We start from the raw sequence: 23,744 nt of genomic DNA on the forward strand, positions 1-23,744 counted from the left end.
GCGCGTGCGAACCAAGGAGTTGGGAGCACCCGGCAGCGGCGAGTCCACGTCGAACAGTGCGCGTCGCGAACGTCTCACTCTCAGCGTGGCCGCCCCTGCGCTGCGGCGACCAGGGCCGTAGGGACCCGGAGACGGGCCGAACGTCCCCGTTCGCGACGCGTCCGCCCGAGGGGCCTCGCGGCCCGAAGCCGGGACCGAACGGCCCATGCACACGCGGGGCCGGGACGTCCAGGCTGGAGGCGGGCCGGACGAAGCGCGGCGGGTGAACGGCCGAGAAGGCAGGCACGAGCCGCGCACGACGGGAGGAGAGATCCATGAAGGGGTTCGTCTTCCATGGCCCCGGCAGGTCCGCGTGGGAGGACGTCGCCGAGCCCGACCTGAAGGACCCCGCGGACGCCGTCGTCCGGGTGGAGACGGCGAGCATCTGCGGTACAGACCTGCACATCCTCCAGGGCGACGTGCCCGGGGTGGCGGACGGGACGGTGCTCGGCCACGAGGCCGTCGGGGAGGTCGTCGAGACGGGACGCGAAGTGCGGACGGTACGGCCGGGTGACCGTGTGCTCGTCTCCTGCATCACCGCGTGCGGACGCTGCCGGTACTGCCGCGAAGGCACGTACGGGCAGTGCCGTGGCGGAGGGGGCTGGCTGCTGGGGAACCGCATCGACGGCACGCAAGCTGAGTACGTCCGTGTGCCGTTCGCCGACCACTCCGTGCATCTGCTGCCCGGCGCCGTCGACAGTCAGGACGCGGTGCTGTTCGCCGACACCTTCCCGACGGGTTACGAGGTCGGCGTGCTGAACGGTTCGGTGCGTCCCGGTGACACGGTCGCCGTCGTGGGCGCCGGACCGGTCGGTCTCGCGGCCGTCGCCACGGCGCGGCTGTACTCGCCCGACCGGATCATCGCGGTGGACAGGCTGTCCGGCCGCCTGCAGTCGGCCGCACGGCTGGGCGCCGACGCGCACGTGCTCGCGTCGGACGAACCCGAGCAGCTCGTCGCAGACCTGACGGACGGGCTCGGGGCCGACGTGGCGATCGAGGCGGTGGGGCTGCCGGAGACGTTCGAGATGTGCACGCGCATGGTCCGTGCCGGAGGGCACGTCGCCAACGTCGGAGTGCACGGCAAGCCCGCGGCCCTCCACCTCGAGGACCTGTGGCAGAAGGACTTGACGATCCGCACCGGCCTCGTCGACACCTCCTCGGTGCCGATGCTGCTGAGCATGCTGAACGCCGGGAGGCTGACGACGTCGCCGCTGGTGACACACGTCTTCGAACTCGACTCGATGGAGGAGGCGTACGAGGTCTTCGCGGGTGCGGAGGACACCGGAGCGTTGAAGGTCGCCGTCAGGGGCCCGCAGGTCTACAGGGCCGACCGCGCGTCCCTCGTCGCCACCGCGGGCTGATTCGCGCGCTGACTCGTGCGCCGCGGACGACGCGGCAGACGACGGCCGGCAGCCGGTTGTCGTCTGCCGCCGTCGCACCAGCTTGTCGTCTGGCGTCGCGCTGTCCGGGCGTCAGCGGGCGACGGTGAGCAGTACCGCGGACGCCGTGGCGCACGCGGCGAACATCGCCAGCAGCGCCACCGTCACCCGCAGCAGGAGACGGCCGCGGAGCTGCTCGTAGCGGTCCGTGTACTCCTGCCGGAGCTCCCCGCAGCGTTGCACTGTCGCCTCCAGCACCCGCCGAGTGAGCGCCATCCGCTCGGCGGTGTAGAGGCTCACGACCTCCTCGTGCTGGGCGGACGTCAGCCACGGCAGCCGGTCCGCGAATGCCTCCGCCTCGGTGCGGGCGTTCTCCCGGTACGTCTGCGCCAGCAGGTAGCCCTCCAGCTGGGCGATGCCCCTGGTTGCCTCGTCCTGGCCGGTCGTGGACCTCCGCACGGCCGTACGTCAGCTCTCGCGCGGCGGGTTGACCACCGCGGGCGGTTCGATGGACGCCTGCTCGGGGTGGTGCAGGTCGAAGGCGGGGGACTCGGAACGGATGCGGGGCAGCGTGAGGAAGTTGTGCCTGGGGGGCGGGCAGGACGTCGCCCACTCCAGCGAACGGCCGTATCCCCACGGGTCGTCCACGGTGACCTTCTCGCCGGACACGGCGGTCTTCCACACGTTGTAGAGGAACGGCAGGGTCGAGAGGCCGAGTACGAACGCGCCGATGGTGGAGATGGTGTTGAGCGCGGTGAACCCGTCGCTGGCGAGGTAGTCCGCGTACCGGCGCGGCATTCCCTCGGCGCCCAGCCAGTGGTGGATGAGGAACGTGGTGTGGAAGCCGATGAACAGGGTCCAGAAGTGGATCTTGCCGAGGGTCTCGTCGAGCATGCGGCCCGTGAACTTCGGCCACCAGAAGTAGAAGCCGGCGAACATCGCGAAGACGACCGTCCCGAAGACCACGTAGTGGAAGTGGGCCACGACGAAGTAGCTGTCGGTCACGTGGAAGTCCATCGGCGGGGACGCGAGCAGCACGCCCGTCAGGCCGCCGAAGAGGAAGGTCACGAGGAAGCCGACGCTCCACAGCATCGGCGTCTCGAACGACAGCGAACCTCTCCACATGGTGCCGATCCAGTTGAAGAACTTCACTCCCGTGGGCACCGCGATGAGGAACGACATGAAGGAGAAGAACGGCAGGAGCACCGCCCCGGTCGCGAACATGTGGTGGGCCCAGACCGTGACCGACAGCCCCGTGATGGCGATCGTGGCGCCCACCAGGCCGACGTAGCCGAACGTCGGCTTGCGGCTGAAGACGGGAAAGATCTCGGTCACCACTCCGAAGAACGGCAGCGCGATGATGTAGACCTCGGGGTGGCCGAAGAACCAGAACAGGTGCTGCCACAGCAGCGGCCCGCCGTTGGCGGCGTCGTAGATGTGCGCACCGAACTTGCGGTCCGCCTCCAGCGCGAAGAGCGCCGCCGCGAGCACGGGGAACGCCAGCAGCACGAGCACGCTCGTCAGCAGCACGTTCCAGGTGAAGATCGGCATGCGGAACATCGTCATTCCGGGCGCGCGCATGCAGATGATCGTCGTGATGAAGTTGACGGCGCCGAGGATGGTGCCGAACCCGGAGAGCGCCAGCCCCATCACCCACAAGTCCCCGCCGATGTACGGGGTGTGCTCGCCGTCGGAGAGCGGCGTGTACGCGAACCAGCCGAAGTCGGCGGCTCCTTGCGGGGTGAGGAACCCCGCCACCGCGATCAGGCCGCCGAAGAAATACAGCCAGTACGACAGCATGTTCAGCCGGGGGAACGCCACGTCGGGCGAGCCGATCTGCAGCGGCATGATCGCGTTGGCGAAACCGGCGAAGAGCGGGGTCGCGAAGAACAGCATCATGATGGTGCCGTGCATCGTGAACGCCTGGTTGTACTGCTCGGCGGAGATCAACTGCATCCCGGGCCGGGCCAGTTCGGCCCGCATGAGCAGGGCGAGCAGTCCTCCGAGGAGGAAGAAGACGAAGCCGCTCACCATGTACAGCGAGCCGATCTTCTTGTGGTCGGTGGTGGTGAGCCACGTGACGGCCACGGCCCCCGGTGTGCGTTCACGGGCACGCTCCCGTGGCGGCTCGGTCAGCACTGACATGGTGGCCCCTTTGCTCGCCTGTGTTGCGTCTGTGTTCGTCTGTGATCGCGGCAACCCGTACGACTGCGGCGGGCGTTGCGATGCCGGTTTCACGACTTTCACGACGTTGGTACCTTCCGCTCCTCCGGAAACGAGCACTTCACCCATACGTGGGCCGTGCCCAGATGGCGTTGATCTGCTGAGGCGGCGCTCAGGGCGGCCGAGGGGCGTCGCACTCGTGGGTCGAAGAGACGGACAGGGGTACGCAGGGGAGTCGCAGAGGCAGCCGACACCAGGGAGCAGACCGATGGCCGGAGCAGCGGCAGCACCCAGCCCTGCGCGGGCGACCTCGCCGCAGGGTCTGCCGGGCAGAGCCGTGCAGTGGTGGCGGCGAGCGGTCCGCACGGCGGGTCCTGAGCGGCACACGCTGACCCTCATCGGCAAGAGTGCGCTGGTCGCGACCCTCTCGTGGTACTTGGCCGACGACGTCATGCAGGCCCAGAGCCCCGCGTTCGCGCCGTTCTCCGCGGTGCTGATCGTGCAGATCACCGCGTATCAGTCGATCGTGCAGGCGTTGCGCTACGTGGGAGCCGTGACGGCCGGAGTGGCGCTGTCCGGACTGGTGGGCCCCCTGGCGGGGCCGACCATGCTGAGCTTCGCGCTCGTCGCGCTGGTGGCCTTGCTGATCGGACGGTGGGGGCGTCTGGGGTCGCAGGGCACGCAGGTGTCGACTGCGGCGTTCTTCGCCTTCTCCATCTATGCGGCCGCGCCGGGGGAGCGCCAGGGCCTGGAGTCTCTCGGACAGATCATTCTGCTCGTGCTGATCGGGTGCGGCGTGGGGGTCGTGGTGAACGTTTTGGTGATGCCGCCGATGCGTTACCGCAGCGCCGAGCACGGGATCCACGCACTCGGACAGGGCCTCCTGAACCTCGCCGGCGAGATGTCCCCGACGTTGCGGGAAGGAACTCCGGACAAGGAGCTCACGCAGCGCTGGCGGCAGCGCGCGACGCGGCTCGCACCGCTGGCGGAGCAGGCGCAGTCGTCCGTGCGCACGGCCCGGGAGAGCATCCGCTTCCACCCGCGCCGCATCCTGGGGCGGCGGCGGCAGTGGTCGGGTTTCAGCGGCTACCAGTCACTCGTCGACGCCCTGGAGCGGGTCACGTATCAGGTCGCGTCGATGACGCGCAGCTTCGACCAGAGCCCTGAGGAGGGGGGCGGCCCCGAGCACCGCGAATTCCTGTGGCACTACGGCGCGTTCCTGACCGGTTTCGAGGAGGCGGCTGAGGTGCTCACCCGTCTCGACGAGGACCGGGTCACGCAGCAGTCGCACGAGTTGCGCGACGCCGTGGACCGGGCCGAGAGAGCGCGCACCCGGATGGCCGAGTACGCGGACGTGAGTTCGCTCCCGGTGAGTGATCCTTCCGAGCCGTACGGAATCCTCCTGGCCGAGGCGGTCCGCCTCACGGACGAGATACGGCACACCCGCGACGTACTGGAGAAGGCCGCAGGGGAGAGCGGCCGCCGGAGCTGACCTGACGCCCGGGCGACCGCCGCGACGAGGAGAGGAGGCAGGGCATGCCGAGCACGAGCAGCCGTGTGCTGGCGCAGGCCATGTCCGCAGTCGGACACAAATTCGGGTATCGCGACCTCGCTCAGGTCCGGCGCAAGGTGGAGAAGCAGCTGACGCGTCCGGCCCACTTCGGACCGCCCGGGCATTTGGACAAGACGTGCGCCGTGACGTTGCGCTTCGGCCACGGCTTCCCCTGCTACGAGGTCGTCCCGCACGGGCGGACCCCTCAGCTGAGCGTGCTCTATCTGCACGGAGGGGCCTACATCGAGGAGATCGGCTACAACCACTGGGCGCTGATCAAGGAACTGGCCGGGCAGACGCCCGCCCAGATCGTCGTCCCCGTCTATCCGCTGGCCCCGCGGGGAACGGCGGAGGAGTCCCTGCCCCGTCTCACCGCACTGGCCAGGGAGCTGACAACCGCACCGGCGCCCGCGGTCTTCATGGGCGACTCCGCGGGCGGCGGTCTCTCCCTCGCAGTGGCACAGCGCCTGCACGAGCAGGGCGACGCGCCGCCCGCTCGGCTCGCCCTTCTCTCGCCGTGGCTGGACGCCGCGCTCGGCGACCCGGACGCGGAGAAGATCCAGCCGAGAGACCCGATGCTGGCCGTCGAACCGCTCCGGTACACGGGCGCACTGTGGGCGGGAGACCTGGCCCCGTCCGATCCCGCGGTGAGCCCCCTGAACGGCCGTATGGACGGACTGCCTGCCACGGAGGTCTACATCGGTGACCGCGACATCCTCCTCCCCGACGCCAGGCGTTTCACTGAGCGGGCGACATCCGCCGGAGTCGCCGTCGACCTCCATGAAGCTCCCGGGCAGATCCATGCCTATCCCCTGTGGCCCGTGCCCGAGGGGCGCGACGCGAGGGAGCGGATCCTCTCCGGGCTCCGGCTCACGGCCCGCACCGCCGGGAGCACCAGCGGTGGGGGCGGGGCCCCGGAGGGCGTGCCGTCCCGCTGAGAGGGCGGAGCGGACGGGCCGCGTGTGTCGGAGCGCCCTGAACGGTCACCCGGCCCCGTAGCGGACGAAGCAGACCCGAAGGGGTGCGGACGGATGCGCTACGAGGAGTTCACCGGGCAGGTGCAGGCGCGCGCCGGGCTGGGGAGCCGCCAGGACGCCGAGGCGGCCGTACGGGCCACTCTGGAGACCGTCGCCGAACGCGTCCCCGACGGAGTGGCCGACCACCTCGCCGCGCAGCTCCCGCACGAGGCGGCCCAGCCGCTGCGGCGCGCCGTCGCCGAGCACGAGGCGTCGCCGCACGTGCGGGCAGAGGCCCGGGTGCGGGGCGAGCCGTTCGATCTGCCGGTCTTCGCCGGACGCGTGGCGTGGCGGGCGGAGACATCCGAAGAGGACGCCCTGGTGCGGGCGGCGGCCGTGCTGAACGTTCTGGACGCGGCCGTGGCGCCCGAACTCATGCGGAAGCTGGAGGGAGCGCTGCCGCCGGACATCCGCGACGTCATGCCCTCCGGCCGAGCCGGTATGCCGGGCGGCGCGGCCGGGCCGCCGGACGACGCGGCAGCACAGTGAAACGGACCGGGAGTGCAGCGGACCCGCGAGGGCCCGCAGCCGCATGCGCCCGTACGGTCCCGCGCGTCCGCACAGCCGCAGGCGAACCGAGCCGGCCGACGTCAGGAGACGCCGGCAACCGGACAGAGAGACGCACCCCGCGCGAACAGCAGAGCTGAGCACCGTTACGCAGACCACCGACGCGGGGCACCCGGAGCGCCCGGCGGAGAGAAGGAGACGCACATGAATCCTGGGAACCCTCGCACTTCCCGCAGCGCCGACGGAGCCGGCGGCGGACCTGGCGGCGGCCGGGGGGACGGTGCCGGACTGCGCGTCGTGGTCGTCGGAGCCACCGGCAACGTCGGCACGAGCGTCGTCAAGGCACTGTCGGACGACCCGCAGGTCGGATCGGTCCTCGGCATCTCGCGCCGCATCCCCGGCTGGTCACCGCCGAAGACGGACTGGGCCTCCGTCGACATCGGCCGGGGCGGCTACGACGGAGGCGGCGCTGCGGACGCCGGGAGCGGCGCCGGCGGATGGCACGCCGTCGGCCAGAGGGACGAGGCGAAGGACGATCTGGTGCGGCTGTTCAAGGGCGCTGACGCGGTCGTCCACCTGGCGTGGCTGTTCCAGCCGACGCACCGTCCCGTCGTCACGTGGCGTACGAACGTGCTCGGCAGCCTGCGCGTCTTCCAGGCGGTGGCGGACGCCGGCGTCCCCGCGCTCGTCCACGCCTCCTCCGTCGGCGCCTACGCTCCCGGCCCGAAGCACCGGCAGGTCGACGAGGCCTGGCCCACGCACGGCTGGCCGGAAGCGGCCTACTGCCGCGAGAAGTCGTACCTGGAGCGCGCTCTCGACAGCTACGAGCGCGAACACCCGGGCGTCCGCGTCGTGCGCATGAGGCCGGGTTTCCTGTTCAAGAAGGAGTCCGCGAGCGAACAGCGCCGGCTGTTCGCGGGGCCGTTCGTGCCGCAGCGGCTGGTCCGTCCGGGGCTGCTGCCGATCGTCCCCGACCTGCCGGGCCTGCGCTTCCAGGCGATGCACACCGACGACGCGGCCGAGGCCTACCGCCTCGCCGTCACGGGCAGCGCACGCGGGGCGTTCAACCTCGCCGCGGACCCTGTGGTCGACGCCGAGCTGCTCGCCGGGCTGCTGGACGCCAGGGTCGTCCGGATGCCGCTGCGCCCCGTGCGTACAGCTCTCGTCGCTGGGTGGCACTCGCACCTGCTCCCCGCGTCGCCCCAGCTGTTCGACGCGGTGCTACGGCTGCCGCTGATGAACTCCGGCAAGGCACGGCAGGAGCTGGGATGGTCACCCAGGTGGTCGTCGGAGGAAGCACTGGGCGAGTTCCTGCAGGGTCTGCGGACGGTCGCCGGAATGGACACACCGACGCTGGCCAGGCGCATGCCCGGCGGCGGCAGGTTCCGCGAACTGCGCACAGGCGTGGGCGAGCACCCCTGAGAGCCTTGCCCGGCTTGCGAGAGGCGCGGGCGCATGATCAGCGGGGCTGCGCGGGCTGGATCGCCGAACGGCCGGACGGCGCGTCGGTGGAGTAGGCGAGGTGGTTGCGGACCTCGACCACGCCGGCCACCCCGCGGACGAGCCTGTCCACGACGAGCAGCAGATCACGGTGGGCGACGATGCCCTGCAGCGTCACCCGCCCGTCCGTCACCGTGACCCTGACCTGGGACGGGCCGATGCCGAGCGTGTCCGACAGGACCTCGGCCGTGATCTCCGCCCGCACGTCCGCATCCTCGCGGAGGAACGAACGCAGGATGTCGCTCCTGCTGAGGAAGCCGACGAGCTGATCGCCCGCGTCGACGACGGGGAGCCGCTTGACCCGGCGGCGTTCCATCGTCCGCACCGCCTCCGGCAGAGACCACGTGGGCAGCGCCGTGACGGCAGGGCTGGTCATGACGTCACCGGCTGTCGGGGCGGCGCGGCTACTGTGGCGCGCTCCGGCGGCTCGGCCAGGCGTACGCGGCAGCGCGGGCAGCGGCGCGCGGGCAGCGGGGGAGCGGTCTCCGCCGTATCGCAGGTCCCGCTGCGAGACGACGCCCACGGGGTGCCCCTCGTCGTCGATCACCGCGACAGCGTGAACGCGGTGTTCGGCGATCAGCGCCGCGACCTCCTCCAGACCGGTGCCGCGCCGCACCGCGACGCCCGGGGCGGACATCAGCTCGCCGACGCTGCCGGAGTGCAACGGTCCCACCTCCCTTTCCGGCCCCTCTGTCCGTGAGGGCGCTGGATTGGGTCCTGCACCCCAGTCTCATCCCCTCGGAGGCCGGGGTGCAGATCCGAACGACACACAAAGGGCGACTGTTGGTCCCGTCCCGCAGGATCCGACCGCGTCCGTTCCCCTGTCCCGACCGGCCCGACGGCGGGCGCTTTGCGGGTGTGCGATGGGCGTCCGCAGTGGTGCCCGTCAAGGCCGTCCTCTGTCCGGGACGGGGCGCGTGCAGCGAGGCTGCGGTGGGCTCCAGAGGACCTCCATGGGCTGCGGGGCGCATCCCGTGCCGTCGCGCAGGCGCGGGGCTACTGTTTGGACGAGAGAAACCGGCATTTCTGCCGAATCCTCCCGTTGCGGGCGGAGGTCGATGAGCGCTGTGCAGCACGAAGACGACGGACCCACCGGCCACCTGCCCCGTATGCAGCTCGACGACCTCCTCGAGGAGCTGCAGGTACGGATCGACGCCGTGCGCGGCACGCGCGACCGCATCCACAGCCTCCTCGAAGCAGTGCTCTCCGTGGGACGGGAGCTGGAGCTGTCACAGGTGCTGCAGCGCATCGCGGAAGCGGCGGTGCTGCTCGTCGACGCGGAGTACGGTGCGCTCGGAGTGATCGGTGAGGACGGCACATTCGCGCAGTTCATCCCTGTGGGAGTGACCGACGAGCAGGTCAGGTCCGTCGGCCCGCTGCCCACCGGGCACGGACTGCTCGGCGAACTCATCCGCAATCCGATGCCCCTGAGGCTGCCCGATCTCGCGCAGCACCCGTCCTCGCGGGGCTTCCCGCTGGACCATCCCCCGATGCGCTCGTTCCTCGGGGTGCCGATCCGCGTGCGCGACGAGGTGTTCGGCAACCTCTACCTGGCCGAGAAGCGGGACAGCAAGGAGTTCGACAGCGAGGACGAGACGGTGCTCTCGACGCTCGCCGCCGCCGCCGGAGTGGCCATCGAGAACGCCAGGCTGTACGAGGAGGCCAACTACCGTCAGCGCTGGATGGAGGCGAACGCCGAGGTCACGCGTGCGTTGCTCTCCGGGGTCGGGGAGAGGCGGGTCCTCGGACTGATCGTCGAACTGGCGCGCGACATCCTCTCCGCCGATCTGGGCGTGCTGGCCCTGCCCGAGGAGAACGGCGAGGTGCTGAGGGTGGCCGTGGCGTACGGGACCGACGCCGACGCCCACCGCGGGCTGCTGCTGCCGCGTGAGGGGTCCTTCGCGGGTGCGGCGGTCGACGCGGGCGAGGTCACCACGAGCGTGGACGTCGAGCACGATCCCCGCGTCACCGCGGGGCCGCCCCGCTGGGCCGGCATGGGGCCCGCCGTCGCGGTGCCGATGATCGCGGAGGACGCCTCGCGCGGAGTGCTGCTCCTCGCGCGGTCCAAGCCGCGCCCGCCCTTCGCCGACACCCAGACGGCGCCCCTCAGCGCGTTCGCGGGCCAGGCGGCGGTCGCCATGGAACTGGCCGAACGGAGGCGCGACGCCGAGCAGATCGCACTCTTCGAGGACCGCGACCGCATCGCACGCGACCTGCACGATCTGGCGATCCAGCGATTGTTCGCGACGGGAATGACCCTGCAGAGCGCCATGCGGTTCGTCGAACACCCCGAGGCGGGCGAACGGCTGACGCGCGCTGTCGACGACCTCGACGCCACCATCAAGATCATCCGCTCGACGATCTTCGGACTGCGCGCGCACGACACCGAGCCGGGCGGGGAGGGGCTGCGCAGCCGCCTCACGGACGCGGTGCAGGACGTCGCCCCGGCACTGGGATTCACACCCGCGCTGCGTCTGGAGGGCCTGCTGGAGACGGAGGTGCCGGCGGAGATCGCCGACCAGGCAGTTGCCGTGCTGCGGGAGGCCCTGTCCAACGCGGCCCGCCACTCCGGAGCGGGTGCCGTCCAGGTGGCGGCGGAGGCGGAAGGGGGCGCCTTCCGGCTCACGGTCGAGGACGACGGTGTGGGCGTCCCCGCCGGGGCGCAGCACAGCGGCCTGCACAACCTCGCCGAGCGTGCCGAACGGCTGGGCGGCGAACTGCGTCTGGAGACCCCGGAAGCGGGCGGGACGAGGCTGCTGTGGCGGGTTCCGCTGCGCATGCCCACTGGCTGAACCTCTGTGCCTCTCAGCCTCTGCCTGCCTGTCGGAACTTCGGCGTGACGCACGGGCTGGGCGCCATCGAGATGGCGCAGTGGTTCAGCCAGTCGACCAGCGCGCCAATAGGCCAGTCGGCCAGTGCGCCAACGCTTAGGGCCGACCCCGCCCTGTACCCGCCAGTGACCCGCACGGTGGCTGACTCTCCGGTGCCGCTCGCCCGTCGCAGTCAGTCGTACGCCGGGGGTCGCTCAGCGGGGAGGTGTGCCGCCGTACGTCGCAGCACCGGGCTGACACCGGCGTAGACCGCGCGACTTCCGGGGCTTCAGTGCGAATGGTGCTGCCGGGTCTCCTCCTGGACGTGCGCCTGCGTGGCCAGGACGGCGGCCTGTACGCGCCGTTCGACGCCCAGCTTCGCCAGCAGCCGTGAGATGTGGTTCTTGACCGTCTTCTCGGACAGGTAGAGCCGCTTGCCGATCTCGTGGTTCGTCATCCCCTCCCCGATGAGTTCGAGGATGTCGCGTTCCCGGGGGGAGAGGTCCGCGAAGGCGGCGGGACCCTGCTCGTCCTTGTGCGCGTCCGGGCCCCGGAGGCTGCCCATCAGCCGCGCGGTCGTCGCCGGGTCGAGCATCGACTGCCCGGCTGCCACTGTCCGCACGGCCGAGACCAGGTCGGAGCCCTTGATCTGCTTGAGGACATAGCCGGCCGCACCCGCCATGATCGCGTCGAGCAGCGCTTCGTCGTCGTCGAAGGAGGTCAGCATCAGGCACGCGAGGTCGGGCATCTGGGAGCGCAGCTCCCGGCAGACGGTCACGCCGTCGCCGTCGGGCAGCCGTACGTCCAGGACCGCCACGTGGGGCCGCAGGGCCGGCCCGCGCGTGAGCGCCTGATCGGCGGTCGCCGCCTCACCGACGACGTCGATGTCCGCCTCGGACTCCAGCAGGTCGTGCACTCCGCGCCGTACGACCTCGTGATCGTCCAGCAGCAGGACCCGGATGGGGTTCTGCTCGGAGAACGTGCGCAGATCGCTCATGTCGGCCTCGTGATTCCGCTCGTTTCCGCCGTCACGGCTGTTCGCGTCTGTCGGCACCTGTCGGCACCTGTCGGCACCTGACAGTGCCTGTCTGTCGATATCTGCCAGTCGATATCCGCTTCGCAGCCGTCTGTCCGCATCGTCACTCCCCGGTCCGGCGCGCGAATAGGGCCGAACGGACCCGACCAGGGCCAAGAGGAGGCCGGTCGTCCACCGATCGGTGGCCGTTCGGCCCCCTTGGGAGTCCGCGGACAGGTCACCTGATGCGTGAAGCCGAATTGCCGCCCGCTGAGGGGAGTCGGCTGATGAAGACCAGAAAGTGGCTGTGGCGCTGGCGGAAGAACCCGCTGAAGCGCCGTTCCGACCGGGTGGAGGCGTGGGTGGGTCTCGCCGCCGTGGCCGCCATGGCGGTCAGTGCGCCGGTCGCCGGAGCGTCGGCTTCGGACGCCCTCGGGGACAACCTGAGGGAGAGCTCACACCTGACCCGGACGAAGGCCGTGCTGCTCGAGGACGCGCCGACCACGGACAGCTTCGCCACCGTGACGGGTGATCCCAGGGTTCCCGCGAAGGTCCGCTGGGAGTCGGCGGACGGACACTCCAGGACGGCCCGTGCACCTGTCGAGGCGGGCACTCCTGCCCGGGAGAACGTCACGGTGTGGCTCGACAGCCGCGGAGTCCCGCGGCAGCCGCCACCGGGCACGACGGAGATCCGGGGGGAGAGCGCCGCGGCGGGCAGCGCCGCGGCTGTGGCGACCTGCTTCGTGATCGCGGGCGGCTGCTGGCTCTCGCGACGGCGCATCGACGCAACCCGGGACAAGGAGTGGGAGCGGGAGTGGGCGGCCGTCGGGCCGTGGTGGAGCCGCAGCGAATAGTGCACCGCGGGCTCCCGGAAGGGACCGGCCGCCGGACCGGACCGGCTCAGGCCGATGCCCGGCGGATCGGCGTCCTCCCTCAAGCATCTGCCTGAGCTTGCCGAGCCCTCCGCACCGCTGTCCCCGGAACTCACCGCCGGCGCTCTCCCCGGCGCTCGCCCCCGGCACTCTGGCCGATCCTCGACAGCTCTCCGGCTCTCCGGGAGCGGCGCTGGAGCGGCGTCAGGGCACGATGTCGAGCACGTCACCGGCCGGCCGCGGCTGCATCGGCTCACCGCGCGGCCCGTAGGTCAGCCGGATCACTGTCTGCACGGGACCCGTCCCCCACACGGGGTCGCGCAGCAGCCAGCGCAGCTCCGTACGCTCCAGAGCCTGCGTCGCGAACGAGCTGGCCAACCCCTCTCTCGTCGCCACCAGCAGCAGGCGCTCCATGGCCTGTCCGGCGGCAAGCCAGTCGGCGGGCCGGTCCTGCTCGGTGTAGATCAGCCCCAGGTGCGGTACCGGCCGGTCGTCGGACTGGCTGCGCCGACCCGTCTCCGCGGGGGCGCGGGAAGAGTCACGCGGGGGCGTCCGCTCGTCGCGCTCGGCAGGACCGAGGGCGTTGTCGGACATGCCCTCCACGACGTGCGGGCCGGCCGACGACGTGCCCTCCAGAGTCACTCCGGTACGGAACAGGCGCGCCTCTTCCGGGTCGCCGAGCCGGTGCGAGTCCAGCTCCGCCTGCTCGATCAGGTCGAGGACGAGGGCCAGGTGCCAGCCGGAGATGAAGGCCAGCCGCGCACCCTCCGCGCGGACCTGGTCGACGAGGAGGTTCACCAGCGGGGACGGGATCGGCCGCTCGGCGTACGGATAGTGGTTCTTCCGCCGTTCCGCGATCGCACTGTGGAGCCGTGCCACATCCGGGTCGATCGAGTTGCCCGTGTCCATCAGCGTCACCGTGGCGAGCGTCTGGGGGTCGGCCGGGTCGGGCAGGAGACGTGTCACTGGACGGAACCCGGCATGCAGAGCGGCGACCCGCAGGTTGAACAGCGCAGCTCCGCAGCCCACGTGGAGGGAGCGCATCTGAGGATCGGACTGCGACATCCCGCGTCCGAAGTGCGCGTACAGGGTTATCGAATGGTCGGCTCGCCTGTAGCGGAATCGCCACGGCTGTGCGTTGTGCATGGACGGTGCCGTAGAGGCATCGCGGACAAGACTCTCGACCACCTCGTCGTCAGTGAATGAGGTGGGATGCATGAGCGTCTCCTGCCTCCTTTCCGGTTCACGACCGCTTCACGAAGTGACGAGACCGGTGTCTCACTCGACAGCCTGCTGCGCCGGACGCGCGAGCGGCGAGGGCCCTGGGGAACCGGAAATGGGGCCGAATGTCCCTGGACATGGGGGACAGGGGCGCGCGGGAGACGGCGAAAGCCCGCACCCGGGCCCCGGCACGACGCACGCGGCACGGCGCACGCGGCACGGCGCACGCGGCACGGCGCACGCGGTACGGCGCACGCGGCACGGACAAGAGGCAGCACCCCGCCGGGAGTCCCGACGGGGTGCTGCCTCAGGGAGCCGCAGATCCGCCCTGTTCGCGGCCGTGCTTCTGTCCGGCCTATTTCCGTCCTGCGTGCTTCTGTCCGTCCGCGTCAGTAGCTCAGCCCGTCGCCGAAGTCGTAGAGCGACTTCTCCGGGTCGTCGAGGGCGGGAATGCTGACGGGAAGTCTTCCCGAGGGGTTGAGATCGCCGTACAGGGCGTCGTCCACAGAGGCGAGGGAGAGGTCGCCGTAGGAGAACGTGGCGAGGTAGGCGGGGACGTCGGGGAAGCGCTGGATGTCGTAGGCGTTCCGGACGGCGACCGCGACGACCTGGCTGCCGCTCTTCATGAGGGCCTTCACCAACGACGCCTGGGCGGCGCCCTTGTCCTTCGCGGACGCGGCGGCGTTGGTCACCACCACAGTCACGTCGTGGTCGCGCGCGGCGGAGGCCGCCTCCTCGATCTTCGCCTCGGTGGGCGTCGGACCGGTCTCCAGGGGGGTGGCGGACTGCCCGGAGCGCTTCCCGACGGCCTTGGCGAGCGCCGCGACCTGGTCCGCTCCCCAGCCGGTGACCAGCACGGAGCGCTCCGCGCCCGAGAGGGGGAGCACCTTGCCCTCGTTGCGTACGAGCGTGACCGTGCGGTCGGTGATGCGTGCCGCGTCGGCTGCGTGCCGCCGGTTCCCGACGAAGCGCTCGGCGCGTGCCTCGTCGACGTACGGGCGGGGGAAGAGACCGTTGCGCATCTTGTGTTCGAGGATGCGCAGCACGGAGGCGTCGAGACGCGACTCGGTCACGTCGCCGGATTCGACTGCCGCGAGCACGGCGGCGTGTGCGGTGTCCGTCTTCGGGGCGAGCACCAGCTGGTCGCAGCCCGCCTGCAGTGCGCGTACGGGGGCGACGTCCGGCGGGAAGTCCTCCGTCGCACCGCCCATGTCGAGGGCGTCCGTGACGATGAGCCCGTCGAAGCCCAGTTCCTCGCGGAGCAGGCCCGTGACGATGGGCTTCGACATGGTCGCGGGGACCTCGCTGGAGTCCAGCGAGGGGACGACGATGTGCGCGGTCATGATCGTGTCGACACCGCGTGCGATGGCCGCGCGGAACGGCGGCAGGTCGATGCTGTCCAGCTCTTCGCGGGTGTGCTTGATGACCGGCAGGCCGGTGTGGCTGTCGACGTCCGTGTCCCCGTGCCCGGGGAAGTGCTTGGCGGCGCTGGCGACTTCGCCGCGGTGATAGCCCCGCACGGAGTCGGCGACGAACGTCGAGCACAACTCGGGGTCGGAGCCGAAGGAGCGGACGCCGATGATCGGGTTGTTCGGGTTGATGTTGACGTCGGCGACCGGGGCGTAGTTCTGGTTGATGCCCATCGCGGCCAGTTCGCTGCCGATGATCTCGGCCGAGCGGCGGACGTCCGTGCGTGAACGGCCCGCGGCGAGCGCCATGTTGCCCGGCAGCTGCGTGGCGGGCTCCAGCATCCGGAAGACGACGCTGCCGCCTTCCTGGTCGATGGAGACCAGCAGCGGGATGCGTGCCCCCGAGCGGAGGGCCGCCCGCTGCAGCCCGTTGGAGAGCTTCGCGACCTGCCGGGCGTCCTTGAGGTTGTCGGGGCCGCGGCGGGCGTCGAAGTAGATCACGCCGCCGGGGCGGTACTTGGAGACGACCTCGGCCGGCGTCGAAACCCCGTACAGCTCCTTGTTCTTGGCGTGCGAGCTGTCGGCACGGGTGCCGTAGACCTCGAGGACGAAGAGCTGGCCGATCTTCTCCTTCAGCGACATCCGGCCGAGCATCGTCCGGGCGTTGCGACGGATGCGGGCGGCCTCCTCCGCGGCGCCGGCCGGTCCGGCCGCCTGGGCCGGTCCGGCGGAGGCGGCGGTGAGGCCGAAGGCGGCCGCGGCGCCGGCGGCACCGGCCAGGACCTGTCTGCGGGAGGTGGGGTGGTGCGGCTGCGGCGGCGTCTGCTGCATCGTGGTGCTCCTCAAACGGGCGACTCGAACATGCGACTCGAACGGGCGACGTGGAGCCGGGCATACGGGAGCGCACATAGTCGCAGTGCCGGGTTGTGAAGGACCAGACGCCGCGCTGAAGTTCATCGGTCCAGTCCAGTGGCGACGAACGGGCGAAGACCAGGTCGGGACGGCGCAGCAGGGGCCGCGGAGGGGCGTTGAGAGCGGGCTGTGCGGACGGACGTGAAACCGCCGCAGCGGAACCGGTGGCACCGGACGGCGCGAGGTGACGGTCGCCGCCACCGTCGCCGGACTGGTGGCGACGGTGACGGGACGGCCCGCCTCAGCGGTCGGAGGTGTTGCTCTGCGGGGGCGCTGCTCTGACGGTGCGTCGCAGAGTCAGCTGACTGCCAGTCCGGCCTTCAGCGCTTCGGCGATGCGGATCACTCGCTCCGTCTGCACCCTGGCAGCTGTGCGTGCCGTCTCGTCCACAGGGTTGTTCCCCTGGGCGTCGGTGTGCGAGGTGCCGTACGGATTGCCGTCGACGAACTTGGACTGATCGGTGTAGCCCGGTGCGACGGTCAGTCCGCCGAAATGGTGGACCGAGTTGTACAGGGCGAGCAGCGTCGACTCCTGGCCGCCGTGCGGCGAGGCCGAGGACGTGAACCCGCTGTACACCTTGTCGGCCAGGCGGCCCTCCGCCCAGAGGGGCCCGAGCTGGTCGAGCACCTGCTTGAGCTGCGCGGAGACGTTGCCGAAGCGGGTGGGCGTCCCGAGGAGTACGGCGTCCGCCCAGTCCACGTCGGAGGGCGAGGCCTCCGGGATGTCCTCCGTCGCCCGCAGGTTCTCCGCCCACGCGGGGTTGGACTCGATGGCCGACCGGGGCGCCAGCTCGGGTGCGCGGCGCAGCCGCACCTCCGCGCCGGCCTTCTCGGCGGTCTCGCTGATCTCGCGGGCGAGTGCGGCGATCGTTCCGGTCGACGAGTAGTAGACGACGGCGATCCTGAGCGGTCCCGCGGTGTTCGGTGCTGCGGTGTTCGGTGCTGCGGTGGTCGGAGCCGGGGTGCTCATGCAGAGAACCTCCTGTCCAGGTGTGGTGCTGTGCTGTGCGTTGCGTGGCGACGCTCCGCCGAGCGGGGAGCCGCTTCGCGAAGAATTCGTTGAAGGTGGAACTACCCGCTGAGGGCTGGGCAATGGGTGTGATCCGCCCCACAAGTGCGTTATGCGGCAGGGAGATTGCCCGTCCGGGCGCCGCCTCCGCCCGCCTCTCCCCATGGCTCACCGCGCCGGAAGTCGCAGGTCAACGGCCCAGTGCCTTCTCGTAGCGCTGCACGTCGTGGTAGCGGCCGAACTTCCGGCCCGCCTCGCTGTACGTACCGACCAGTGCGAAACCGAAGCGCTCGTGCAGACGCACCGAAGCGGCGTTGGGCACCGTGATCCCGGCGTAGGCCCGGTGCAGATCCTGCCCCTTTAGCGCTGCGAAGAGATGCTCGTAGAGCAGGGTTCCGATCCCGCGGCCCGCCGCCTCCGGCGCCACGTAGACACTGACCTCGACCGAAGTGCTGTACGCGGGTCTCGGGCGGAACGGGCTGCTGCTGGCGAAGCCGAGAACTTGGCCGAAAGCGGAAGCCCTCGCGCCGGATCGTGTGCCCGCGGGGCAGGGAAGCCTTCCGGAGGTCGCCGGCAGCCCGACGAGGCCCGAGGACTCCGCGCGCTCCTTGAGGCGTCCGGTGGCGGCGATCTGCTGCTCCAGCGCAACCATCAGGCGGTACGGGTCGTCTTCACGGTGGGAGAGCAGCCACTCACGCCTTTCAGTCGGTGTGAACGGCTCTGTGTCGAACGTGGCGGCCGACTCGCGGACGTAGTGGTTGTAGATGTCGGTCAGCGCCTTGAGATCTTCCTCGGCGCCCGCTCTGACCAGGATCTCTGTCGACTCGCTCACCTTCGGATCCCTCCAGGTGGGCCGGACAGGGTACTGCATGATCACGAATTCGACGCGGCGGTTGGGAATTAAGTCCGGTTTCCACTCGTTGTTTCCTTCGGATGGGGGCACTCGGGGAGTGTCCGATCGAAGCCACCGACCAGAATGAGTCCACTCGCAAGGGAGCACGCATGGCAACCCGTGCCGTCGCCCGTCGTCAGGCCGCCACGACCGGTGCAGCTGACACGGCAAGCAGTGTTCGCGCCGCAGGCAGCGAAGTCGCGGACCGCGACCTGGTCGGCATGTATCTCGACGAGATCGCCCGCACGCCACTGCTCGACGCGGCAAAGGAAGTCGAGCTGTCGCTCGCCATCGAGGCAGGTGTCTACGCCCGCCGAATACTGGACCAGGAAGAGCAGCCGCTCAGCGCCGACTCGGCCAGCGCGACCGCGGACCGCGAAGAGCTGGAAGCGATCGTCGCGGAGGGCGAGCGCGCCAAGGACGTCTTCATCCGGTCCAACCTCCGCCTCGTCGTCGCGGTCGCCCGCCGGTACCCCCGCAGCGGACTGCCGCTGCTGGACCTGATCCAGGAGGGCAACGCGGGCCTCGTACGCGCCGTGGAGAAGTTCGACTACCGCAAGGGATTCAAGTTCTCCACGTACGCGACGTGGTGGATCCGCCAGGCCATCACGCGATCGATCGCCGACCAGTCGCGGACGATCCGCCTGCCCGTCCACCTGGTGGAGGAGCTCGGCCGGATCCGGCGTGTGCAGCGGGAGTTCAACAGGGAGAACGGCCGCGAACCGGAGCCCTCGGAGGTCGCCGCCGAGCTGAACTCCACGCCCGAGCGCGTGATCGACGTGCTCGACTGGGCGCGCGACCCCGTCAGCCTCAACATGTCGGTCGACGACGAAGGCGAGACGCAGTTCGGCGATCTGCTGGAAGACACCTCCGCGGCCTCGCCCGAGCAGTCCGTGCTGACACTGCTGCGCCGGGAGGAGCTCGACGGGCTCATCAGCCGTCTCGACTCCCGTACGGCGTCCATCATCAAGGCGCGCTACGGCATGGTGGACGGCCGCGAGCGCACGCTGACGGAGGTCGGCAAGCAGCACGGCCTCACTCGCGAGCGGATCCGGCAGATCGAGAAGCACGCGCTGCTGGAGCTGAAGAAGCTGGCCTCCGACACCGGTTTCGACGCCGCTGCCTGATCGGCGTCGAAGCCCGTGGGGCGCCGCTCCGGCGGTGACCCGGAGGTGTGGCCGAGATCCGGCGGCGCGGCCGGGCGGGCTCTCGCCCAGCCGTTCCCGACCGGCGGCGACCGCACCGACGCGCGCGAGCATCAGCGCGACAACTGCATCCCTTACGTGGCGGCCGGTGAGCCGCCGCCCCAGGTCGAGTCCCGGCGCCCTCCCCCGAGCGCCGGGACTCTTTCGTGTGCCGGCTCATCGTGTACTGCGGGTACCGCGCGGGCCGCGGCTGTACGGGACGGGGCGCGCCGGGTCAGGTCCATACGAGCCGGTGCCGCGTGAGACGGGGCGTGGGGGCCGGGCCAGGACGCCGTCTCCGGACTGCGTGGGTGGCCAGGCGTCCGTCAGACCGCGGGCGGACGTTGTCGCCGGTCTGCGGCCGCCCGTCGTACGGGCGCCCAGCGAACCAGCGCCGTCCGAAGCTGCCAAGACGGACGGCCGTCCGAACCCGTCTAGTCCGAACCGGTGCTGTCCGCATCGGTCGCGGTCGGGTCTGATGGCGGGCGCCCGTACAGGTCGCGGAACGAGGGGAAGACCCCGCCGGGACCGTCCACGCTTTCGGCCGCCAGGACTGCCTTCACCACGGCGCGGGTCAGCACGTCCGCCCCTGCGGCGAGCACATCGTTCAACTCCGTTCCAGCAAGCGGACGTTCGCCGGTCGACAAGGCGAAGACGGTGTCGCCGTCGTGCATGAGGTGGACGGGCCGAACCCCTCGCGCCAACCCGTCGTGGGCGGTGCCCGCGAGCTTCTGCGCCTGGGGCCGGGTGAGCGCCGCGTCCGTCGCGACCACTGCCAGCGTCGTGTTGAAGGGAGGACGCAGCACTCCCGCGGAGCGGGCGCCCGTCTCCTGCTGCGCCTGGGCCAGACGGCGCCGCGCCTCGTCGTGTGCGGCTGCCCCGGGCAGCCATGGTGCGTGCCCTTCCCACATCTCGCCGTAGAGCACGCCGGTGTCGGGGTCCAGCGCCGAACCGGCCGCGTTGACGGCCGCCAGCGCTCCCACGGTCACCCCGGAGGGGAGCACGGTGCTCGCCGAGCCGATCCCGCCTTTGAGACCGCCCACCACGGCGCCCGTGCCGGCCCCGACGTTGCCCTGCGGAACCGGGGCCCCCGCCTCCGACCGTCCCGCGGCCTCTACCGCCTCCCGCCCCAGGGACGCGTCCGGCCGGGCCCGCCAGTCGCCGCCGCGGCCGAGATCGAAGAGGACGGCGGCAGGTACGACGGGGACGACCTGGGCCGGGTCGCGTCCCACGAGGACGCCGCGGCCGTGCTCCTCCAGCCAGCCCATCACGCCGGCGACGCAGTCGAGCCCGAAGGCGCTGCCTCCGGTCAGCACCACCGCGTGGATGCGCTCGACCACGTTCCGCGGGTCCAGCGCGTCGGTCTCCCGCGTGCCGGGAGCACCCCCGCGGGAGTCGACACCGGCGACGGCACCGCCCTCGGGCGCGAGGACCACAGTCGTACCGCTCAGCCAGCCAGGCTGGTCGTTCCCGGTCCGCTGCGCGTGCCCCACCCGCAGGCCCGGCACGTCCGTAAGCGCATCCTGAGTCGTCATGCGGCATGGATATCAGGGACGTGGACGGCCCGTAGGCTTGTCGCATGACCACCGGTTCCGAACGGCCCTCCGACGCCGCCGACGCGCTGGACTTCGGCGATCCGCTCAGCATGCGCTCCGCGGACGACACCGACAGCGGCTGGGGAGAGCGGACGGGCAGAGGCGCCGCCTCGTCCGGCGGCAGCGGTGCGGACGCTGCTGCGGACCTCGCCCGCTTCCTGGACGAGAAACCCCCGCACCATCTGTGACCGTCACCAGCCCGGGCTTGGCACGTGCTGACACGGGACCCGGCTCTGCAACGGGCTCTGGCCCGGGCACGGCTCTGGCACGGCCCGGCTCTGGTGACTGACGGCGGCCCCGCAGCCAGCCAGCCCAGCCAGGCCGACGCGGTACGCCAACCAGCCCAACCAGCCCAGGCAGCCAGTCAGCCGAGCCGGTCGGCCAAAGCCGCCCGGCTCCCTCAGCCGCCACGGCCAGCCGGTCTCCAGCACCGGAGCCGGTAGCCGGCGCTCCGCCGCCTGGCCCGGGGCTGTTGGGACCCGCTCGCTCGCGGTTCTGGGGCCCCCACCCCCTACCCCCACCCCCCCCGCCCCCGGTGACCGGCCGCATTCCGCGCATGGAAGCCCGGCCGCGCCAGGCGGCCCGCGGTCTGACCACGACCCGCGGCCTGATCACGGCTGCGGTCGGTGCACCGGCCACACCCGGCCACCCCAGTCACACTCGGCCGCACCGGATCACCTCCGGAGCAGCCGGCTTCCGCTTATCCGAACTGGCCGGCCTGGTAGTCGCCGCCCGGCTGCTGGATGATGACGTTCGCCCTGTTGAAGGCGTTGATGAGCGCGATCAGGACGACCATCGCTCCGAGCTGCTCCTCGTCGTAGTGCTTCGCTGCGTTCGCCCAGACCTCGTCGGAGACGCCACCCGCGGCGTCTGCGATGCGGGTGCCCTCCTCGGTCAGCTCCAGAGCGGCCCGCTCCGCCTCTGTGAAGACGGTGGCCTCCCGCCACGTCGCGACCATGTGGAGGCGCACCGACGTCTCACCCGCGGCGATGGCCTCCTTGGTGTGCATGTCCGTGCAGAATGCGCAGCCGTTGATCTGACTCGCCCGAAGCCTCATCAGCTCCTGCGTCGAGGCGGGCAGCGTCGAGTGCGAGATCGCCTGGTTCGCCGAGACGAGGTGCTTCACGACCTTGTCCGCGACGGCGTTGCCGAAGACGTTCAAGCGGGCTTCCATGGGGACTCCTCTGTCGTTGTCAGTGCTCACACACCTACGACGGAGTGGTCCCGCGCGATGTGACACGGGCACCTGTGACGTACGTCTCCATGGAACGAACCGGGTGGCTCTGCTGGGCCCTCCTCCCTTTCCGGCCCTACTCCTTGCGTATGTCCAGCCCGTCACGTTGCGCCCCGACGGAAGCCTCGCCGCCTGCCCCGCCGTGCGTGCTGCCCGAGCCGTTCCGCTGCGCTGCGAGGAGGTCGCGTATCTCTGCCAGCAGGTCGACCTCGCTGAGCTCCGGCGGGGCCTCCGGCGTCGGGTTCTTGGCTGCCCGCCGCTCCTTGTACTTCGACATCGGAAGGATCATGAGGAAGTAGACGACGGCAGCGGTGATCAGGAACGTCAGCGATGCGCTGAGGACCGGCCCCCAGTTGATCGGGACGCCTTCGGTGACTTCACCGGTGGTCTTGCTGATCTCGCACGGGGCCTTGAGGCAGGAGCTGTACTTGTCCAGGTCCTTCGTGCCTATCGCCCCCACGAGCGGGTTGATCAGGCCCTTGACGACCGAATCGACGATCTTGCTGAATGCGGTGCCCACGACCACGGCGACGGCCAGTTCGACCACGTTGCCGCGCATCAGGAATTCCCTGAATCCGGCCAGCAGGCTCTTCTTCTCGACTTCGGCGTCCGGCATCCGGTCTTCGCGCCGCCCTTCTGTGCTTTCGTTCCTGTCCGCCTCGCGGTCCGCGCACCGCGTCACTGCTCAGCGCAGCGTCACCGCGAGACGGGAGGTGACCGCCGCCCCGGCGAGCGCCGTCGCAGTCCTGCGCGGCACTGCCAGCACGACGAGCGCCCCGTCGACCGGGTCAGTCTCCACGTGCTTGGGCAATCGCTCCACCCTGGCCCCCGTCGCGACGGTCCGCGGGGGAGCGGAGCCCTCCTGGGACGCGATCACATCCACCCTGTCGCCCGGTCTCAGCAGGCGTACGGCGGCGGCGTCCGCGATGCGCACGGGGGCGGAGACGGACGTGGGACGCTGTCCGGGATCGGACGCGCCTGCCCGGTCGTCCCCCTCCCCAGAACTCGAGCCTTCCCCCGCCGCTGAATCCGCCGCGGAACCCGCTTCGGGCGCCGTGCGGCCGCTGGTGGCGGACCGTGTGGACGCGAGGTCATCGGGGTGTGACGCCCCGGCCGGGCCCTGGCCGCGGGCGGCTGAGGCCGCCAGCGCGGCCGCGGCGACCGCCAGCCCCGCCGCTGTCGCGCGGCGCCGCCCTCGCAGGAGCCGCCGCATGCGATGTCTGCCGCCCCCGCCCACCCGCACCGGAACGAGGTCCGGTACGACGCACGCTCCCGCGCCGCGGAACCGGCGGCCGCCGACCCCATCAGCCCCGCCACCCGCACCGGCGCCGCGCTTTCCGCCGCCGCCCCTGTCGCTGCCCCTGTTCTCGCCGTTCTCGCTCCTGCCGTGCCCGTCCGGCCGGCCGCCGTCGCGCTCGTGCCAGGGCCCCCGCCCA

Annotated in this window: 21 protein-coding genes; 9 read left to right on the top strand and 12 right to left on the bottom strand. The window is 71.1% G+C overall.

All coding sequences use genetic code 11. The annotated features are described in order from the left end of the window. Nucleotides 1-314: 314 nt before the first annotated feature. Nucleotides 315-1,400 (top strand): alcohol dehydrogenase catalytic domain-containing protein, encoded by a 1,086-nt coding sequence (locus IEY56_RS14580; protein WP_189037614.1) that lies wholly within the window; start codon nt 315-317, stop codon nt 1,398-1,400. A gap of 111 nt (nt 1,401-1,511) precedes the next feature. On the opposite strand, the gene IEY56_RS14585 is transcribed toward IEY56_RS14580, so the two are convergent. Continuing rightward, nucleotides 1,512-1,877: a hypothetical protein gene (locus tag IEY56_RS14585; RefSeq protein ID WP_189037615.1), complete on the bottom strand. Its 366-nt coding sequence runs from the start codon at nt 1,875-1,877 to the stop codon at nt 1,512-1,514. A 9-nt stretch (nt 1,878-1,886) separates the two neighbouring features. Next, the gene (gene ctaD / locus IEY56_RS14590; protein ID WP_189037616.1) at nt 1,887-3,563 is read right to left on the bottom strand and encodes an aa3-type cytochrome oxidase subunit I; all 1,677 of its coding nucleotides are present in this window, start codon (nt 3,561-3,563) and stop codon (nt 1,887-1,889) included. Between the two features lie 286 nt (nt 3,564-3,849). Between ctaD and IEY56_RS14595 the strand changes: the two genes are divergently transcribed. The 4 genes from IEY56_RS14595 to IEY56_RS14610 all read left to right on the top strand — a co-directional run bounded on the left by IEY56_RS14595 (nt 3,850) and on the right by IEY56_RS14610 (nt 8,078). Next, nucleotides 3,850-5,073, top strand: coding sequence for an FUSC family protein (locus IEY56_RS14595; protein ID WP_189037617.1), 1,224 nt, complete (start codon nt 3,850-3,852; stop codon nt 5,071-5,073). A 44-nt stretch (nt 5,074-5,117) separates the two neighbouring features. Beyond that, entirely contained in the window at nt 5,118-6,071 is a 954-nt protein-coding gene (locus IEY56_RS14600) for an alpha/beta hydrolase fold domain-containing protein (protein WP_189037618.1), read from the top strand. Nucleotides 6,072-6,164: 93 nt separating this feature from the next. Further along, entirely contained in the window at nt 6,165-6,638 is a 474-nt protein-coding gene (locus IEY56_RS14605; protein ID WP_189037619.1) for a DUF2267 domain-containing protein, read from the top strand. A 222-nt stretch (nt 6,639-6,860) separates the two neighbouring features. Further along, nucleotides 6,861-8,078, top strand: coding sequence for an NAD-dependent epimerase/dehydratase family protein (locus IEY56_RS14610; RefSeq protein WP_189037620.1), 1,218 nt, complete (start codon nt 6,861-6,863; stop codon nt 8,076-8,078). A gap of 37 nt (nt 8,079-8,115) precedes the next feature. On the opposite strand, the gene IEY56_RS14615 is transcribed toward IEY56_RS14610, so the two are convergent. Beyond that, nucleotides 8,116-8,820 carry a CBS domain-containing protein gene (locus IEY56_RS14615; protein WP_229711899.1) on the bottom strand — a complete coding sequence of 235 codons (705 nt, stop codon included), beginning with the start codon at nt 8,818-8,820 and terminating at the stop codon, nt 8,116-8,118. Nucleotides 8,821-9,214: 394 nt separating this feature from the next. Here IEY56_RS14615 and IEY56_RS14620 point away from each other — a divergent pair, with 394 nt between their 5' ends. Further along, complete coding sequence (locus IEY56_RS14620; protein WP_189037621.1) at nt 9,215-10,948, top strand: sensor histidine kinase; 1,734 nt, start codon at nt 9,215-9,217, stop codon at nt 10,946-10,948. Between the two features lie 307 nt (nt 10,949-11,255). On the opposite strand, the gene IEY56_RS14625 is transcribed toward IEY56_RS14620, so the two are convergent. After that, a complete protein-coding gene (locus IEY56_RS14625) occupies nt 11,256-11,963 on the bottom strand; it encodes a response regulator (RefSeq protein ID WP_189037822.1) in 708 nt (235 codons plus the stop codon). 305 nt (nt 11,964-12,268) lie between these two features. On the opposite strand from IEY56_RS14625, the gene IEY56_RS14630 reads away from it, so the two are divergent. After that, nucleotides 12,269-12,835, top strand: coding sequence for an Rv1733c family protein (locus IEY56_RS14630; RefSeq protein WP_189037622.1), 567 nt, complete (start codon nt 12,269-12,271; stop codon nt 12,833-12,835). A gap of 222 nt (nt 12,836-13,057) precedes the next feature. On the opposite strand, the gene IEY56_RS14635 is transcribed toward IEY56_RS14630, so the two are convergent. The 4 genes from IEY56_RS14635 to IEY56_RS14650 form a co-directional block, all read right to left on the bottom strand. Further along, on the bottom strand, nt 13,058-14,071 hold the full coding sequence (locus tag IEY56_RS14635) for an Acg family FMN-binding oxidoreductase (protein WP_189037623.1): 1,014 nt from the start codon (nt 14,069-14,071) through the stop codon (nt 13,058-13,060). Nucleotides 14,072-14,463: 392 nt separating this feature from the next. Continuing rightward, nucleotides 14,464-16,314, bottom strand: a complete 1,851-nt coding sequence (locus tag IEY56_RS14640; RefSeq protein ID WP_189037624.1) for a glycoside hydrolase family 3 protein — start codon at nt 16,312-16,314, stop codon at nt 14,464-14,466. 378 nt (nt 16,315-16,692) lie between these two features. Further along, nucleotides 16,693-17,364 carry an NAD(P)H:quinone oxidoreductase gene (gene wrbA, locus IEY56_RS14645; RefSeq protein ID WP_189037625.1) on the bottom strand — a complete coding sequence of 224 codons (672 nt, stop codon included), beginning with the start codon at nt 17,362-17,364 and terminating at the stop codon, nt 16,693-16,695. A gap of 229 nt (nt 17,365-17,593) precedes the next feature. Beyond that, nucleotides 17,594-18,274, bottom strand: coding sequence for a GNAT family N-acetyltransferase (locus IEY56_RS14650; protein WP_189037626.1), 681 nt, complete (start codon nt 18,272-18,274; stop codon nt 17,594-17,596). 131 nt (nt 18,275-18,405) lie between these two features. On the opposite strand from IEY56_RS14650, the gene IEY56_RS14655 reads away from it, so the two are divergent. Next, entirely contained in the window at nt 18,406-19,422 is a 1,017-nt protein-coding gene (locus IEY56_RS14655; protein WP_045865284.1) for a sigma-70 family RNA polymerase sigma factor, read from the top strand. A gap of 491 nt (nt 19,423-19,913) precedes the next feature. Here the strand turns inward: IEY56_RS14655 and IEY56_RS14660 are convergent, their stop codons facing one another. Further along, a complete protein-coding gene (locus IEY56_RS14660; RefSeq protein WP_189037627.1) occupies nt 19,914-21,014 on the bottom strand; it encodes a P1 family peptidase in 1,101 nt (366 codons plus the stop codon). Nucleotides 21,015-21,058: 44 nt separating this feature from the next. Here IEY56_RS14660 and IEY56_RS14665 point away from each other — a divergent pair, with 44 nt between their 5' ends. Beyond that, nucleotides 21,059-21,262, top strand: coding sequence for a hypothetical protein (locus IEY56_RS14665; RefSeq protein ID WP_189037628.1), 204 nt, complete (start codon nt 21,059-21,061; stop codon nt 21,260-21,262). Between the two features lie 512 nt (nt 21,263-21,774). Here IEY56_RS14665 and IEY56_RS14670 read toward each other — a convergent pair. The 3 genes from IEY56_RS14670 to IEY56_RS14680 all read right to left on the bottom strand — a co-directional run bounded on the left by IEY56_RS14670 (nt 21,775) and on the right by IEY56_RS14680 (nt 23,521). Continuing rightward, complete coding sequence (locus IEY56_RS14670) at nt 21,775-22,248, bottom strand: carboxymuconolactone decarboxylase family protein (protein WP_189037629.1); 474 nt, start codon at nt 22,246-22,248, stop codon at nt 21,775-21,777. A gap of 136 nt (nt 22,249-22,384) precedes the next feature. Beyond that, nucleotides 22,385-22,924 carry a large conductance mechanosensitive channel protein MscL gene (gene mscL / locus IEY56_RS14675; protein ID WP_189037630.1) on the bottom strand — a complete coding sequence of 180 codons (540 nt, stop codon included), beginning with the start codon at nt 22,922-22,924 and terminating at the stop codon, nt 22,385-22,387. Nucleotides 22,925-22,993: 69 nt separating this feature from the next. Continuing rightward, on the bottom strand, nt 22,994-23,521 hold the full coding sequence (locus IEY56_RS14680) for a hypothetical protein (protein WP_229711901.1): 528 nt from the start codon (nt 23,519-23,521) through the stop codon (nt 22,994-22,996). Nucleotides 23,522-23,744 lie beyond the last annotated feature (223 nt).

The organism is Streptomyces daqingensis (genome assembly GCF_014645895.1).
Taxonomy (GTDB): domain Bacteria; phylum Actinomycetota; class Actinomycetes; order Streptomycetales; family Streptomycetaceae; genus Streptomyces; species Streptomyces daqingensis.

Bases quoted from the DNA above. Each gene is read 5' to 3' on its own strand.
- IEY56_RS14580 (WP_189037614.1), top strand. From the start codon at position 315: ATGAAGGGGTTCGTCTTCCATGGCCCCGGCAGGTCCGCGTGGGAGGAC.
- ctaD (WP_189037616.1), bottom strand. From the start codon at position 3,563: ATGTCAGTGCTGACCGAGCCGCCACGGGAGCGTGCCCGTGAACGCACA.
- IEY56_RS14595 (WP_189037617.1), top strand. From the start codon at position 3,850: ATGGCCGGAGCAGCGGCAGCACCCAGCCCTGCGCGGGCGACCTCGCCG.
- IEY56_RS14600 (WP_189037618.1), top strand. From the start codon at position 5,118: ATGCCGAGCACGAGCAGCCGTGTGCTGGCGCAGGCCATGTCCGCAGTC.
- IEY56_RS14605 (WP_189037619.1), top strand. From the start codon at position 6,165: ATGCGCTACGAGGAGTTCACCGGGCAGGTGCAGGCGCGCGCCGGGCTG.
- IEY56_RS14610 (WP_189037620.1), top strand. From the start codon at position 6,861: ATGAATCCTGGGAACCCTCGCACTTCCCGCAGCGCCGACGGAGCCGGC.
- IEY56_RS14620 (WP_189037621.1), top strand. From the start codon at position 9,215: ATGAGCGCTGTGCAGCACGAAGACGACGGACCCACCGGCCACCTGCCC.
- IEY56_RS14625 (WP_189037822.1), bottom strand. From the start codon at position 11,963: ATGAGCGATCTGCGCACGTTCTCCGAGCAGAACCCCATCCGGGTCCTG.
- IEY56_RS14630 (WP_189037622.1), top strand. From the start codon at position 12,269: ATGAAGACCAGAAAGTGGCTGTGGCGCTGGCGGAAGAACCCGCTGAAG.
- IEY56_RS14635 (WP_189037623.1), bottom strand. From the start codon at position 14,071: ATGCATCCCACCTCATTCACTGACGACGAGGTGGTCGAGAGTCTTGTC.
- IEY56_RS14640 (WP_189037624.1), bottom strand. From the start codon at position 16,314: ATGCAGCAGACGCCGCCGCAGCCGCACCACCCCACCTCCCGCAGACAG.
- wrbA (WP_189037625.1), bottom strand. From the start codon at position 17,364: ATGAGCACCCCGGCTCCGACCACCGCAGCACCGAACACCGCAGCACCG.
- IEY56_RS14650 (WP_189037626.1), bottom strand. From the start codon at position 18,274: ATGCAGTACCCTGTCCGGCCCACCTGGAGGGATCCGAAGGTGAGCGAG.
- IEY56_RS14655 (WP_045865284.1), top strand. From the start codon at position 18,406: ATGGCAACCCGTGCCGTCGCCCGTCGTCAGGCCGCCACGACCGGTGCA.
- IEY56_RS14660 (WP_189037627.1), bottom strand. From the start codon at position 21,014: ATGACGACTCAGGATGCGCTTACGGACGTGCCGGGCCTGCGGGTGGGG.
- IEY56_RS14665 (WP_189037628.1), top strand. From the start codon at position 21,059: ATGACCACCGGTTCCGAACGGCCCTCCGACGCCGCCGACGCGCTGGAC.
- IEY56_RS14670 (WP_189037629.1), bottom strand. From the start codon at position 22,248: ATGGAAGCCCGCTTGAACGTCTTCGGCAACGCCGTCGCGGACAAGGTC.
- mscL (WP_189037630.1), bottom strand. From the start codon at position 22,924: ATGCCGGACGCCGAAGTCGAGAAGAAGAGCCTGCTGGCCGGATTCAGG.
- IEY56_RS14680 (WP_229711901.1), bottom strand. From the start codon at position 23,521: ATGCGGCGGCTCCTGCGAGGGCGGCGCCGCGCGACAGCGGCGGGGCTG.